Genomic DNA, 15,161 nt, shown 5'->3' on the forward strand with positions numbered 1-15,161 from the left:
AGCCGCCCATTTTTGGGGCGCAGACATTCGGAGACCACCATGCGCGCCCAGCCCACGGCATCGCACTATGTCAACGGACGCTATATCGACGATGAGCAAGGGGCGCCGCTGCCGGTCATCTATCCGGCAACCGGCGAGACCATCGCCATGCTGCGCTCGGCGACGCCGAATGTGCTGGAACTCGCCATCGAGGCCGCGCGGGCCGCGCAGCCGGCGTGGGCGCGGCTGAAGCCGGTCGAGCGCGGGCGAATCCTGCGCCGCGCCGCCGACATTCTGCGCGCCCGCAACGCCGACCTCGCCCGCATCGAGACGCTCGACACCGGCAAGGCGATCCAGGAGACGCTGGTGGCGGACGCACCATCGGCCGCGGACTGCCTCGAATATTTCGGCGGCGCGGTCGCCGCCTACAATGGCGAGGCCGTCGATCTCGGCGGTCCCTTCGCCTACACACGGCGCGAGGCGCTTGGCGTCTGCGTCGGCATCGGCGCCTGGAACTACCCGATCCAGATCGCCGGCTGGAAATCCGCCCCTGCGCTCGCCATGGGCAACGCCATGGTCTTCAAGCCATCGGAAAACACGCCGCTGTCAGCGCTGGCGCTGGCCGAAATCTACAGCGAGGCCGGCCTGTCCGACGGCCTGTTCAACGTCGTGCAGGGCTATGGCGATGTTGGCGCGGGCCTCGTCGGCCACGACGTCGTCGCAAAAGTTTCGATCACCGGCTCGGTGCCGACCGGGCGCAAGGTGCTGTCGCTTGCCGGCTCGAAGATGAAGCACGCGACGATGGAGCTCGGCGGCAAGTCGCCGCTGATCGTCTTCGACGATGCCGACATCGAGAACGCCATTGGCGGCGCCATGCTCGGCAATTTTTACTCCACCGGCCAGATCTGCTCGAACGGGACGCGGGTCTTCGTGCAGAGCGGCATTCATGACCGCTTCATCGAGCGGCTTGTCGAGCGGACGAAGAAAATCCGCATCGGCGATCCGCTCGATCCCGAGACGCAGATGGGGCCACTGGTCTCCAAGGCACAGCATGAGAAGGTGGTCGGCTATATCGGGATCGGCAAGCAGGACGGCGCTGTTCTGGCCTGCGGTGGCAATGTGCCGTCGCTGCAAGGTTTTGACGGCGGCTTCTTCGTCGAGCCGACGGTGTTCACCGGCGTCACCGACACGATGCGCATCGCCCGCGAAGAGATTTTCGGACCTGTCATGAGCGTGCTGAAATTCGACGGCGAGGACGAGGTGATCGACCGCGCCAACGACACCGAATTCGGCCTCGCCGCCGGTGTCTTTACCCGTGACCTGCCGCGTGCCCACCGCGTCATCGCCGAACTGCAGGCCGGCACCTGCTGGATCAATGCCTATAATCTGACCCCGGTGGAAATCCCCTTCGGCGGCTTCAAGCAGTCCGGCATTGGCCGCGAGAATTCGCTGGCGGCACTGGCACTCTATTCGCAGCTCAAGTCGATCTATGTCGAGACCGGGGACGTGCCGAGTCCTTATTGAGCCGAGCTTAAGCCTCCTTCTTTGCCCGTCCCATCCAGATACTGCGTCAGTGCGCAGACGAGGTGATAAAAGATGCTGGCCGGCACGTCGGTCGCCAGTGAGCGGCCGCGTTCGTCGATACGGTCGATCCACAGGCCGAGCGGCGCGGGATCGATGTGCCAGCGGAACAGCCGGCCGACACGGGCTTCGATCTCGGGCTTCAGGTCAGGACCGCCCGAGCCGTCCAGCGCGATCGCCGCCTTGATGGCTTCGGCCTGCGGCCAGCTGCGCGATATCAGGTCGAGCGGCAGGCCCTGCCTGGAGACGGCGCCATAGGCAAGGCCGGTAGCCCGGTTCAGGCCGTTGGCGGTGGCCGACGCGTAAAGTTTCCTGGCGAAGCCGCTCAGTTCGGCCTGGCCGCTGCGTTCGGCGAAATCGACCAGGAGCGACGCCCATTCAAAATGATGGCCGGGCTCGGTCCAGCCCCCTTTCTCGCCGGCCGACGGCTTCCATTCGGCGTCGAAATATTCGCCGAGCGTCCAGCTCTCGGCGTCGAAGAAATGGCTGCGGAAGAGGTCGATGATGCGAGCCGCGCGGCGCAGATGGGCGCGCTCGCCGGTCGCCTGATACCAAGCGAGGAAGGCCTCCAGCAAATGCATGTGCGGATTTGAGCGCCGCTCACCCTCTCCGGCCGATGTCTCGAGGAAGCCGGTCATGCGATGATCCTCGAGATGGGCGTCGAGGAAGGCGAAGGTTTCCTCGCCGAGCCGCAAGGCATCGGAATTGCCTGACATATGCGCATGCGCCAGCGCCAAGAGCACACAGGAATGATCGTAGGCGTCTTCGGTGGCGTCGGCGACAGCGCCGTCGACATTCAGCGTGCGCACCCAACCGCCGCGTTCGGTGCGGCCCTTCCCTGCCATGAAGTCGATGCCATGCGCGATCAGCCGCTCGGCCGGGCCAGTCCAGCCGCGCTCCTTGGCAACCGCGAAGGCATAGACCTGACGGGCCTGCGTGCGCATGCGCTTCGGCTTCATCAGCGGGGCGCCGTCGAAGCCAAGCGCTTCATGGAAGCCGCCATGGCGCTCGTCGACGCCCGATGTCGACCACAGCGGCAAGGTTTCCTGGAACAGCCAGTGGTGCACGCGCCGCCGCCAGGCGCCGCTTTCGATGACGCGGTCATGCGCTGGGGTGAACCGGGTTTCCAGCCGGCCCGATTTCTCGAGCTGCTCGACCACCTTCTTGACATGTTGGCTGTGGCTGACCGGGGCGACGAAAGTGGCATCGGCGGTCGAGACGATGGCGACGTCCTTCATGCCGATCGCCGACAGCAGGCGGCCGTCGCTGCGGATGTAGGAGTTCTCGCAATCGATGGCGACGACATCGCCGACAATGACATTACCCTGGGCATCGGCAGGGCCGACATCGAGCAGCGACTGCCAGGAACCGAGATCGTTCCAGCGAAAGCCGGCCGGCACCATCGCGATGTCCCTCGCCCGCTCCATGATGGCATAGTCGATCGAATTGGACGGGATGGCCGCGTAGAGCTCAAGCGGCATATAGAGGCCGGACAGATCCGATGTCGCCGCCTTGTAGGCCGCTTCTGTCGCCTGCCAGATGTCCGGCTGGAACACAGCGAAAGCGTCGCGCATGGCAGCGGCGCGAAACAGAAAGATGCCAGTGTTCCAATAGAAGTTTCCGGCTTCGAGATAACCCTGCGCGGTCGCCAAGTCCGGCTTTTCGACGAAGCGCGAAACGTCTGATACCCCGCCCTTCTCGGCGGAGACCTCGATATAGCCATAGCCGGTTTCGGGTTGTGTCGGCTTGATGCCGAACACCACGAGCCGGCCGGCGCGCGCCGCCTCGGCGCCTGCCTCGACGCTTTGCCAGAATTGCCCTGCCGTCGATATTTCGTGGTCCGAGGGCACCACCAGCACCAGGCTATCGCCGAATTCGGACAGAGTGCGCAGCGTTGCAAGGGCCACTGCAGCGGCGGTGTTGCGCCCTGTGGGCTCGAACAGCGGACCGCCGCCGGCAAGATCGAGGCCGGCGAGATCGGCATGGACGCGTTCGGCGTGGCGCTCCGAGGCGATCAGGAAGATCGGAGTTTGACCGTCGGGCCTTGCCGCCAGGCGGCGCAAGGTCTTGGCCAGCATGGAGCCATCGCCCGAAAAATCGTGAAACTGCTTCGGATTGTCCTCACGCGACAACGGCCAGAGCCGCGAGCCGACGCCGCCGCTCATGACAAAACTGACGATGCGCTGGCTCATTGGGGACTCGCGTGCAGAAGGCTGTGGTGGCCGGTTGCTAGCACACAAGCCCTAGACGGTGTTAGTCCGATCGGGTGTGCGCCGCGATGCCAGCCATACCCGTGAGGAAAGCTGACGAAATGCGACAGAAGTGCTGCCATTGCCGCTTGCAGGAATGAAGTGTGGCGGCTATAAGCCCGCCGACTGGTCACGGAGTGTAGCGCAGTCTGGTAGCGCACCTCGTTCGGGACGAGGGGGTCGCAGGTTCAAATCCTGCCACTCCGACCAGAAAAAACAATGGGTTAGGCAATCTGTAAGATGCCTACCCCACAGATATCCCCACAGAAATAGATGAGCATTTGGGCGCCTTGGTCCAACTTGCAGACGCATAAGGCGTCTTCGAATCCCTCCCTCCATGCTGCAAATCCGGCAACGGGACTGCTGAGTTCATGGCCTTGCAGGAGGAGGATGCCGTGAGGCCATATTCGACCACCCCTCGTCCGGTCACCGCGGAGCGGATCGGGCGAGAACGCGGGCAAATCGGACGCCATTGAAACCATCACCATCCACCTAGCCCGCATTCACTCGATGCAAGCGAAACAGCTTGTCGAACAAGTCCTGGATCACCTTTTCGGCTCCGTCACCGACCAATTCATTGGCGCCAAATCGGTAAACCTCGTACCCGGCCAGCCGCAACTCGCGGTCGGCCGACACCATCTCGCTGTACACCTTCAGGGACGGCATCTCGCCCTCAGAGAAATGGTGCTTGCCATCCACTTCAATCACGATCCTCTGACGGCCAGGAAGCAGGAGAAGAAAATCCATGCGCTGGCGTGGCAGAGGAAGACGGTGCCGTAGCGTTTTCACGACAGCCGGATCGTAGTGGAGATAGACCTGCGGCAGCAGCGCGGGCAGAGCGTCGCCTAGAGCGGTTCGATAAGCTTTGAAATAAGTCGCGAACAGCTTCTTCTCGGCCGCGGACGCGAGAGACTCTTGCAGACGCTTTCCGAGACCGACGGCGTCGCTGCCTACTTGCTTTTCAGACCACCACGTCACCAAGTCGGACCACAATACCCCGTTGTTGCCGATCGGCCGGTCGTAAACCAGGCAGCTTTCCTCCCCAGAGAGGATGACGATGTCGTTGTTGATGGCGTCCGCAAAACCAAGTTCCGGCTTCGGCCCGCGCGACGCAAAGATCAAATTCTTAGGGCGTCCCTCTACGCCACGGACGATTGGCCGGAACGCATAGATCGGGTGCCCCGACTCCTCGCCATCTGCCGCCAGCTCGTAGCCGTCCCGCGCCAACACTTTATTTAGCGCGGCAACGGTTTTTAATTGCTCCTCTCCTGAGCGAGCCAGCGGGTGCACGGCTTCCTGAAGCAGGGCAGCGAACCGTGCCCGAGAGCAGTCAAAGGCGCCAATCTCCCCGAAGAGAAGTTCTACCGACCAGTCACCGGGGTTTCTCACCATGTGACGGTCGATTTTGTCCCGAAGGCTCTTCCCAGAGCCCCCAAACGCTTCCTCCCAAGGGTCGACAATAACGAAGTATCGACCCACCAACTCGAGCAGGTCGGCCTCGCCAGACAAATCATCTCCAAACACGCGCGCCACATCACGACGCGTGATGCGGGTCAACGGTCGCTCGCTGGTCTCCAGAACCTTGCGACCAGCCTCGTCCAGGCCGACGTCCCCGCGTTCCTCAGCAAGCTTCAGCGCAAACTGCGCCATCTCCCTTTCGGAGAGCTGGTCGAGCGCAGCATCGATCCGCTGATTTTTCGAAAGTCCCTCCCCCCGGGGAATCTCCAGCCCTCCAATGCGCTTCGGCTCTACATCGAGCAGGGCGTGAGTCATTGGATGAAGAATGCCAGAAATTTTAGCGCGCAAATCTGTCGCCGTTGTCACAGCACCGCCTTTGCTATCCGGCGGGAATCGGGATGGCGAGCTGATTGGCGATCGGTGTGTAGATATCGATGTTCGCACCGGGAGCACGAACCGAAACCAAAAGCGAATATCGCGCGGACCGATCCCACCGTTGCAACGCCGGCTTTTCCTTCCACCATCCGCTCACGGGGAAAACACCGATCGCATCGCGATCAGCGAGCTCGGCAGCACTTCCGCGCCAGACGTCTGAGTGAATCGAACCGCGGTCTCGGATCGGCCCGAGAACCCAATCATCGCCCCCTGCGGCGACACCAGCCTGCCCAGCTTCCTCTGCCTCTGCTGCCTTGTTGATCCGCTGCCGGAACTGCTGGAGGCTTTCCAGCGAACGTTTGACAGCAAATCGCAGCGAGTGCGAAGCGTATCGATGCCTGCGTGTCCAACCTCTTTCGCCAGGATTGGGCTCGACAAAATAAGACAGGGTCAGCCTCAACTCGACGTCTTGATCGCCCAGCGCCAGCAACTCGTCGCGAGGCCATGGCAACTGATGCAAATTCATGTTGCGCGTTTTGACGACGGAGCCGTCGCGCCGGAATGGCAGCAACGCGTCCTCGACCATCAAGGTCGCGTCGTCCGTCGCGCTCCACAATGCGCGACCGAGATCAGGTACGCCCCAACCATAGCGGCGCAGCATCGCCATCTTCTGAATTTGAGATGCGGCGGCGTCGAAGCGCGCGCGCATTGCTGGCGTCCATTCAGCGGAATGAACGAGGAGCCCGCGCACCGTCTCTGGCCAAAGTTCGGGGCGAGCGCCCAGCACGCCAGCCGCAAGATTAGAGCCGAGCGCCGCCGCAGCGCTCGTATCCCCGAACGTCTCGAACAGACGCATCTGCGGCCGATAATGCGTGGTGATCAGTTGAAGGTCATCGATCGCCGACGCCGGATTTGCGCCATCATGGGCAAAGTTGCCGCCCTCGAAGACAACGTCTGGCCTGATCGGCCACTGCCGCTCCCAAATACCCGACGTGCGGCTGGCCGGCGATAAGTCTCCCGCGGGAGCGACCGCCTCCCACCCGCTATAGTCGGGATGCGTTATCGCGATCTTGTCGGTGTAGGCCCCCACGACCAACGGGTTCCAAGCTTGCGCAGGGCTCTCGACCTCTTCCAGATCGTTCCGATCAAGATAGGCCTCGGGAACGATGTCCCCGCGTAGATTTCCAGTTGCAAGCACCATCAGCCGTCGGCGATCACCACCGCCGTAGCAGAGCTGATCGATGGCCGACGACCACGACGACGGCCGACCGCGCCCAAGGCCCACTTCGCTCGTTACGGCAAGACAAAAGACACGCCGCCGCCGCGGAGCCCTCGCCTCAGCTTTTCCGATACCAACTCCAGTGATTGCGCCGTAAAGCTCGGGATCATTCTGACCCACAGGCGGCAGGATCTTCACAGTTTCGAGCCGATGCCGCAGATCGATCTCATCGCCGCGGCTAAGCGCTGCCTCCAAATCGCCGTATAGCGCGACGCCAGCCATCGCCGTGCCGTGCCCATTCCAGAATGCGCTATCACCCACGCCCCACGCGTCCTCATACGCGTGTTGATCGGCAGCGTCCAAGCCGGGCTCGATCAATGGATGAGCCCGGGTTGCGCCACTGTCGAGAAGACAAACGGCCGGCGCCAGCGCATCGGGACCGTCGACGCGGTCGACGAGTTCGCCTGCCCAATCCGCCTGCTCGACAGGTCGCATTTCCAGGAACAGCGTGGGCGTATCCATCGCCAAGCGAAGCTCCGCGACGGCGTCTGAATTCTCCACCAGACGTGCCATCATTTCCTCGGTCGCGAGCGCCAGGACGACATCGCGCTCCGGGAAGCTGATCGCGTGAGCCTTCAAAGCGATGTCGAGCCGCTGGGCTACACGCCGAAGCGTCTCGAGACGACCGTCGCGAACCCACACCTCCCACCAGGCTTGGCGACCGGCTTGAGGAAACAACGCGACGTCATCAGTAAAAAGCGAACGGACCACCGCAAGCCGGATGTCCACTATGCGGGCGACGAGCGCTTCGTTCTTGGGCTTGCCCGTCTTGGTGTTCTCATCGCGGTACGCCGTGATCTTGCGCGAGAAAAACTCAGCAGAGCGCTCCGGCACGAACACGGTCGCCGAAACCGTCTCATCGCCATCGGCAACCGGTCGGACAGCCACCAACTCGATCGCAGCGGGCCGGTTCTCAAGCCCTTCAACGGCCGCTCGTTCTGCCGCCGGAATCTCGAATTCCAGGTAGAAACCCTTTTCTCCCTCGGCGATCGCCTCATCACGCGCTGCAAGCTTGCGGCGGGCGTCACCGACGGCGGCTCCGATCGCCCTTTCCAGCTTCTGCGCGTGCGTTGCTCTCACGCGCGCAGGCGGCAGTCCGGTAATGACCAGTCGCGGTGACGTGTAGGGTTCTGCCTGGCCGCCGCCCTCGACATGAAAGTGCGGCCTATTGCGTGGTGCTCGGGCCATTTCGCGGAAACTACCTCAACTTGTGGCGGCTCTGCGCTCCGCCAGACTCGAGAGCAGCGTCGATGTGTTGATCTCATTCGATTCAGCGAGCACCGCGACCTTCGCCGCCTCATCGGCAGCGCGTGACACTTCGGCCTGACTCAATCCGGATGCCGCATCCGAAATCGGCGCCCACTCTAAATCCCTGAGCTCAAATCCGGTCAGATGAGACTCAAGAATTCCCCGCGCAATGTCGGGGCTCGGAAAATCGTACGCGATCACGTCGTCGAAACGCCGGAACACCGCCTTGTCGAGCAGCTCGGGGTGGTTGGTTGCGGCAATGATCAAGCCCGGACCGTCATCATTTTCGAGGAACTGCAGAAACGAGTTCAGAACACGACGAATCTCGCCGACGTCATTCGGCCCAGAGCGCTGCGATCCGATCGCATCAAACTCGTCGAAGAAGTACACGCCTCGCAGGACCGCGATTGCATCGAACACGAGACGTAGCCGCGTCGCAGTCTCGCCCATCAACTTGCCGATGAGACCGTCGTACAGGACCGTAAAAAGCGGCAGCTTCAGCTCCCCTGCGAGAGCACTGGCCGTCATGGTCTTTCCCGAACCAGGCGGGCCTACAAGGAGCAGCTTTCGACGCGGCGCGAGGCCCCGCGCCCGCAAACGCTCTTGCTGGCGCTGCTCCGTTGTGACTCGTGCAAGGCGTTCTCGAAGGTCTGGTCCAAGCACCATGCTGGAGAGGCGAATATCCGAATACCGCGCTGCCAGCAGGCTACTGAGTTCGCCCTTGGGCTGCGCGAGTGGAACAGGACCAGCACCCCGACGCGCAACGTTGGCGCCCTTACCCTTTGCCGCGTCGATCAGCTCACGAAGTTCTTGCGCGAGCTTCCCGTGCCCCTGCCGCGCCTCATGGGCAGCAAGCTGCGTCGCCACCGAGAGGAAGCGTTCTTCATCTCCGTCGATATGGCTCCGCAGCAGCGCAACGATGTGGCGAGCAGTGGTCATATTCTCCCTTCGGCGCGACCCCGCGGTCGGCATCTTCAACATTAACGTCGTCATTCAGACCTGTATCGAAGAAAATCTCCAGGCTCTGTTCGATCCACAACGTTCCATGGGCAGCGCATTGTAATCGTCGGAAGTTAACGGCCTTCGACGTGCTTCATTGCGTCAACTCCAGCCGAACGGCGACTCATCAGCGCCAAGCCGCGACATAAGAACACAAAGAGAACATAGCACAACCCCTCTGTCAGCATTAAAACCGTATGCAATCTCGCTCATCCTATTTGTCGGCCGTCCAGATAGTTGCGCCAAAAAGCTGACATTTGCGAAATTAGGGGAAGCGTCAGATTTGCTTTTACTGCAGTCTGTTAGCGACAAGATCGGCCACTTTTGAGTGTCCGATACCCTCTACTCCTACTCGACTCAAGTCGGGGTAGCATACGGCAAGGCCGAATGGGCGATGCTTCGGCCGGGCGGCCGAGGCACCAAGCAACGCTCCTGCACAGTCGTGCTTTGCCCCTACGCGATAGGAGCCCCTATCTGGCTTCAATCCTCAGCGCCGTTAGCGTCTCGGGAGTGATCGTCCCGGTTACCTTCAGAGAGTAGTCAGCCTGCATGCGCAGTAGCCCGGCTCTCAGCTCAGGATTCATCTCGCCGTCTATATCGCCGCTGTAATAACCGAACGCGAGCAAGGCAAACTGAACCTCCTGGACGATCTCCCTAAATTTGTAGGCGTTGCCTGGAAGTGTCTTCAGCGGTGCCGGAGCCGGCGCCACAGCGGGCGCCTGGTAGGTCGGCGCGGACGTGGAGGGCGCGCTATACAGTGGAGCGGGTTCGCTCGGTGCTGGTGGGATATAGGAATAGCCGCCTGTCGCTGACCTATGGCTCGAGTGAGAACTATGGCTGCTGTGGCTCCGATGCCCAGCCAGCGTATACAAATGATCGAGCTTGAAGATATCGAAGAGAGATTTCGTCTTGCCGAGATCGCAGTCCAACGTTGGTTTGGCCGGCAGCGCCTGTGCATTGGCTGGTAAGAATCCCGCCGCCAGCAGCGACGGTATGGCAAAAAGTCGCTTCTTCATTGGATAGCCCCCAAATTCCCGTATCCGTGGTTCGCTGGATGCCACTCGAAAAATCCCCCGCACCGAGTTCTCAACGAGCATCCGTAGCACTCGTCCCGGTAGGCACGCTTCCAGTCAGAGATCGTGGCCGGTGCCAGATGGCGGTATGGCTCCGGGACGGTGCACAGCGGGAAATTATAGAGCCAGGCGTCGATGCCGCGGCTTCTCACAAGGTCGATGGAACGGCCGACAACATCGAAGCCCTCCGAACTGTCGTAGAAGAGCGTCCTCCAATTCATGCGGGCGAAGCCGATGTTCTCCATTTGCATGACTGCCCATGTCCGGATGAACGGCAGATTGGAGCTGATGAATCTTGCCCGTTCAGGCAGCCCATTGGCACTCGGACGCATCAAGGGACAAGATTACCGTCGAGCGACGGATTTCTTCGGGTTCACCTCCATCTTCATGCGACCGCCTCCGACCAGCGGCCGACCATCGGAAGGATACGCCATCCACCCACATGCGGTGCATGACTACTGCTAGCTTTCGTGCCACGGCGATCTTTGCCTTCTTCAAGCCGCTCCGCTTGGCGATCCGGAGGCCCCAGGCTTTGAGCGCCGACCACTTCTCGACCCTTGTCAGGAGTGTGCCGGCGGCCTCAAATAAATAGGTACGGACAAGACCGTCTCCGCATTTTGAGATGCCCTGTTGCGATCGATTTCACCCGACTGATAACACCGCGGTGTCAGGCCGAAGTACGCGCCAACGCTTCTGGATTTCGCAAACTTGGACGGATCATCGACCGCTGTCACGAACGCAAGGGCCGTGAGGACGCCCACGCCAGGAATGGCCATAAGCTGCCGGCACACAGCACTCCCTCGAGCACGGCTCATCAGTTGGCGGTCAAGCTGCCGAATCTGCTCCTTCAGGCCGGAATGGACGCACAGCATCGACCGCACGGTTTGATTGAGCATGGGGTCGCTATTGTCGCACGCCTCATCCACGAGCCGTTCGAACGGCTCGCCCGTTCGTCTTGACAGAACGACGCCAAAAGTTTTGAGGATGCCCCTGATCTGGTTGGTGACCTCTACCCGCATTCCTACAAGTTGAGCTCGCGCTCCAAGCATCGAGCGGACCGCGTGGCCGTCGAGACTCTTTACCCCGACCTCCCGATACCAGCCCGCCTTGACGATCTGGGCCAATCCATATGCATCATTCTTGTCGGTCTTGTTTATCTGGCCACTCATGGTCGCCTGCGCATGGCGGGAATCAAGACACAGCACCGGTAGCCCCATCGCCTTCAACGCGTGCCAGTGCCAGGTGGACAGGGGACCGCTTTCGAGCCCAATGCGTAGAACATCGGGTGCTTTGGATCTGATGTTTCCGGCTATGTCTTCTGGCGTCGATAGGCACTTTCCTTGCCAGACAAGCTTACTGTCGCTGCCGATAACGCACAGGTGGGTCATCTCCTGCGAGACGTCTAACCCAACAAATTGGTCCATGTTGGCCTCCATGAGAATCACTGACGGCGAAGAATCTAGCATCGCCGCAATTACCCCATGTCAGCATAGCGCCGCCAAAGGCGGGACGCGGGACCGACGGCCCCCGGCGAGAAGCGCCGTATGGGATTGCTGCGGCGAATATGACGGGTACGTCTTATCATCAAACGTCGAGATGCCTGAGTTAGTGTCCACTCCGCAAGGCTTTAAGCTCGACAGCAATACAAGATGCCAGGGCTGCGCACATCGTAAGAGCAAGAATGCATTCGTGGCATATCGCGGCCAGTCTGGATTTGGGCGGCTTCGCGTTCTCGGCAGTTAGAGACTAGCATTGCTTAAACCGAACTTACAGTCGCCCCTGCTTAACTTCGACTGCGCTTCTGGTAGGCGACCTACCGAGCGCTGCGATCGCGGAGGAACTCGGAATGCTCAACGCGCACGAGGAAGTCAAAACGCTCCTGCAGACCGACGCTGGTGTAAGGTGGCCAGCGCACTCCAAGGCCCGCCCCAGACGGCCCCCTTGGTGACATCTGTTTGTAATAGATGACGGATATCGAGGCTTTGATCAGAGGATCAGCCAGATGTATTGGCAATGATGCTTGCAAAGCCTATTCAGTGCCATTCCGGTCACGGCGGGCCTCGAAATATCAACGAAGGCAGCTTGACGGTCAGACAGCCTTACTCAGTACCAGACTAGGAACAGATGTTGAGAGTGAGAATGCAAAAATCGTCATGAGCAAGATCAGATATCACCAAACGGCAATTGCGTCGGCACAAGAAAGGCCGAGAGTCCTTAAACTTGGGTCTCCGTCGATAAGACGCTGGGCGCGTGGTCCGCTACCCCTAATCGGAATGTTAACGCTTAGCCGCCAAAGCCTTCTTGCCTGGCGCTATCGTTTCGAACTTGTCGACTTCGACTACAATGTGCGCGAAGTTTCGGTAGGTGACTTCGTCTCGGCGAATGGGAGAATCCTAAACAAGAGCTCTCGGCAAGGATCTGTGTACGTGACGTTCCAGATCTATGATCCCGTTGCAAACCGATCAGATTTTGCTCTAGATGATTTTAAGGAAATTGACCTGAGACCCTTGTCCCCTCCAGTTCAATGGAGAGTCCGGAGTTTCATTTCTGGCCTCATGCGGCCTGTTTTTCCAGCGCCATTTTCATGGCGAATTCGATGGGCGTGATGTTGCCCAGGGCTGAATGTGGTCTGCTCCGGTTGTAGTCCTCCTTCCATAGATCGATTGCTGTCCGCGCTTGCGTGAGGGTGGAGAACAGCGTTTCGTTCAAGCATTCGTCGCGAAACCGGCCGTTGAAGCTCTCCACGAATCCGTTCTGCATCGGCTTGCCGGGCGCTATGTAATGCCATTCGACGCCGCTCTCCTGGCACCATTTGAGGATGGCCATCGATGTGAGTTCGGTGCCGTTGTCCGAAACGATCGTGCAAGGCCTGCCGCGGCGGGCGATGACGGCGTCCAGTTCCCGGACGACGCGGGTGCCCGACAGCGACGTATCCGCGACCAGAGCCAGGCATTCCCGCGTGAAGTCGTCGACGACAGCCAGAACCCGGAACCGCCGGCCATCCGTGAAGGCGTCGCTAACGAAGTCCAGGCTCCAGCGCTCGTTCATCCGGCCCGGCGCGATCATCGGCCTTCTCGTTCCCAAGGCCCGCTTGCGGCCGCCACGCTTGCGGACCTGGAGCTTCTCCTCCCGGTAAAGCCGCCGCAGCTTCTTCTGGTTCATCACGATCCCTTGCCGTTCAAGCATGATGTGGATGCGCCGGTAGCCGAAGCGGCGTCGTTCGGCTGCCACCGCCTTCATCGCAGCTCGAGAGACGTCATCATCCGGCCGGATGCTTATGTAGCGAACGCTCGAGCGATCGACGAAAAGAGCCTTGCACGCCCGACGCTGGCTCACCCCATGCTGCTCGCAGGCGTGGGCCACAGCGCATCGCTTGGCATCGGGCGTCACCATTTTTTTGCAGCGACATCCTTCAGGATGGCATTGTCCAGCATCTGCTCGGCCAGCAGTTTCTTCAGCTTGGCGTTCTCCTCCTCCAAAGCCTTCAGCTTGCGGGCGTCGGAAACATCCATACCCCCGAACTTGGCCTTGTATTTGTAGAAAGTCGCTTCCGAGATCCCGTGCTTGCGGCAGACATCGGCGGTCTTCATTCCCGCCTCCTGCTCCTTCAAAATCGCGATGACCTGTTCTTCCGTGAACCGTGAACGCTTCATTCGTCCGTCTCCTTGGTCGGGACGGACTCTACCAAAAACTGGAGGAGCTTCAGGGTCTCAGGTCAAAATTTCACCATATCGGGTTTTATTTGACAGCGATGCGAAACATCGAATAAATAAAAACCACACGCTGATTGTTCAAAATGTGGTCGCTGGATCATATCAGGACTTCTCATTTTCCTTCCAGGTTCCCGAAATACCGAAACGGCTTAGCTCCGATCAGAATTATTACACCAGAATTCAAATCTGGCAGCCTCGGCGGTTCCAGGTGGGTTCCGCTCGAGCCTTGCTAGGTACATTCTTATATCATGTATCGACCCATACGCATCTTCGTATTCGCCAGACAAATTCTGGGATAGCAAGGGCAAACCTCTCCGAGACCGACCGCCCAGTTCGCGTTTTTATCGCCTATGCCGCTGAAAGCGAACATAAGCCGTGGATTGAGCAACTCGTTCTCCAGCTCAGAGCGCATGGCTTTGACGTCTGGTTTGACAGGGATCGCCTTAAAGGCGGACACGTTCCAACCGAAATCAATCTGGAGATTGAGCGAGCCGACGTTGTAGTTCCCCTATGCACTCCACTCTACATCGAGAAGTGGCGCGACGGTCGAGACTGGGTTGGAAAGGAGAAACAAAAAATCTTGGCACGCATGGCGACAGGCTGCCAGATTGTACCAATCGTCATACAAGGGAACCACGCATCCCTTCCATTGGAGCTTCAGCCGTATCAGACAGTAGATATGGGCCATCAAGGATGGCGTGGCGAAGCGTTCGGTGACCTAACCCGCTTCATTCTCCATCTCCACGCCAGCAAGGCCGGCTGACTCACCTTGGACAGGCGGCCTTTTCCTCCCGCGTCCGGCGAAACAGCGGAGTTAAGGCGCTCCGTAACCGCGCAACGATACCCTTTGGGGAGGTAACGATGCAGTCACCGATCAGCTGCTGCTTTTTAGCCGAGAAGCCCATCGCATGCGAAGCCGCCAACAATTGCTCGGTGAACGGACGTCTGGAATTGGATTGCCTGAGAGTGACGAACTTGCCGGCGGGCGATTGTGAAAGGAGTAACGAACTTCACCTGCATTGTCTTCTTTCCGCTGCTTCTAACAAGGTGTCGGTCCGCCTTCTTCAAGATGCGACGGGCACACGGCCTTCGCGTATCGCGCCTGTCGCATCGATGTATGCTCTCCAACATGACCGCGATCTGTCCACAGCGAATTCAATGATCGCAACAGAATGAGCTCGACCATCTACATAAGGGAGAGCTATCT

10 protein-coding genes and 1 tRNA gene are annotated in these 15,161 nt (G+C 60.1%); 4 read left to right on the top strand and 7 right to left on the bottom strand.

Going from position 1 to position 15,161, the window contains the following annotated elements:
* The first annotated feature begins 39 nt into the window (after positions 1-39).
* The gene (betB, locus tag ACWGS8_RS26160) at positions 40-1,503 is read left to right on the top strand and encodes a betaine-aldehyde dehydrogenase (protein ID WP_454583609.1); all 1,464 of its coding nucleotides are present in this window, start codon (positions 40-42) and stop codon (positions 1,501-1,503) included.
* Here betB and ACWGS8_RS26165 read toward each other — a convergent pair.
* On the bottom strand, positions 1,497-3,752 hold the full coding sequence (locus ACWGS8_RS26165) for a mannose-1-phosphate guanylyltransferase/mannose-6-phosphate isomerase (RefSeq protein WP_454583610.1): 2,256 nt from the start codon (positions 3,750-3,752) through the stop codon (positions 1,497-1,499). The two genes, betB and ACWGS8_RS26165, sit on opposite strands and share 7 nt — an antisense overlap.
* 190 nt (positions 3,753-3,942) lie before the next feature.
* Here ACWGS8_RS26165 and ACWGS8_RS26170 point away from each other — a divergent pair.
* Positions 3,943-4,019, top strand: a tRNA-Pro gene (locus ACWGS8_RS26170).
* 282 nt (positions 4,020-4,301) lie between these two features.
* Here the strand turns inward: ACWGS8_RS26170 and ACWGS8_RS26175 are convergent.
* The 6 genes from ACWGS8_RS26175 to ACWGS8_RS26200 form a co-directional block, all read right to left on the bottom strand.
* Positions 4,302-5,633, bottom strand: coding sequence for an AbiJ-related protein (locus ACWGS8_RS26175; RefSeq protein WP_454583611.1), 1,332 nt, complete (start codon positions 5,631-5,633; stop codon positions 4,302-4,304).
* 13 nt (positions 5,634-5,646) lie between these two features.
* On the bottom strand, positions 5,647-8,109 hold the full coding sequence (locus ACWGS8_RS26180) for a S8 family peptidase (protein ID WP_454583612.1): 2,463 nt from the start codon (positions 8,107-8,109) through the stop codon (positions 5,647-5,649).
* A 15-nt stretch (positions 8,110-8,124) separates the two neighbouring features.
* Positions 8,125-9,108, bottom strand: coding sequence for an AAA family ATPase (locus ACWGS8_RS26185; RefSeq protein ID WP_454583613.1), 984 nt, complete (start codon positions 9,106-9,108; stop codon positions 8,125-8,127).
* A 530-nt stretch (positions 9,109-9,638) separates the two neighbouring features.
* On the bottom strand, positions 9,639-10,184 hold the full coding sequence (gene hxsA, locus ACWGS8_RS26190; protein ID WP_454583614.1) for a His-Xaa-Ser repeat protein HxsA: 546 nt from the start codon (positions 10,182-10,184) through the stop codon (positions 9,639-9,641).
* Positions 10,185-10,801: 617 nt separating this feature from the next.
* On the bottom strand, positions 10,802-11,665 hold the full coding sequence (locus ACWGS8_RS26195; RefSeq protein WP_454583615.1) for an IS110 family transposase: 864 nt from the start codon (positions 11,663-11,665) through the stop codon (positions 10,802-10,804).
* 1,129 nt (positions 11,666-12,794) lie between these two features.
* Positions 12,795-13,894 (bottom strand): IS3 family transposase gene (locus tag ACWGS8_RS26200; RefSeq protein WP_454583616.1). Its coding sequence is split into 2 segments (ribosomal slippage): positions 12,795-13,642 and positions 13,642-13,894, totalling 1,101 coding nucleotides; the frame shifts between segments, so codons are not numbered across the junction.
* Between ACWGS8_RS26200 and ACWGS8_RS26205 the strand changes: the two genes are divergently transcribed.
* Together ACWGS8_RS26205 and ACWGS8_RS26210 are read left to right on the top strand one after the other, a co-directional pair.
* Complete coding sequence (locus ACWGS8_RS26205) at positions 13,875-14,717, top strand: toll/interleukin-1 receptor domain-containing protein (protein ID WP_454583617.1); 843 nt, start codon at positions 13,875-13,877, stop codon at positions 14,715-14,717. The genes ACWGS8_RS26200 and ACWGS8_RS26205 overlap by 20 nt on opposite strands.
* A gap of 98 nt (positions 14,718-14,815) precedes the next feature.
* Positions 14,816-15,130 carry a hypothetical protein gene (locus ACWGS8_RS26210; RefSeq protein ID WP_454583618.1) on the top strand — a complete coding sequence of 105 codons (315 nt, stop codon included), beginning with the start codon at positions 14,816-14,818 and terminating at the stop codon, positions 15,128-15,130.
* Positions 15,131-15,161 lie beyond the last annotated feature (31 nt).

This window comes from Mesorhizobium sp. 43Arga (assembly GCF_053714255.1).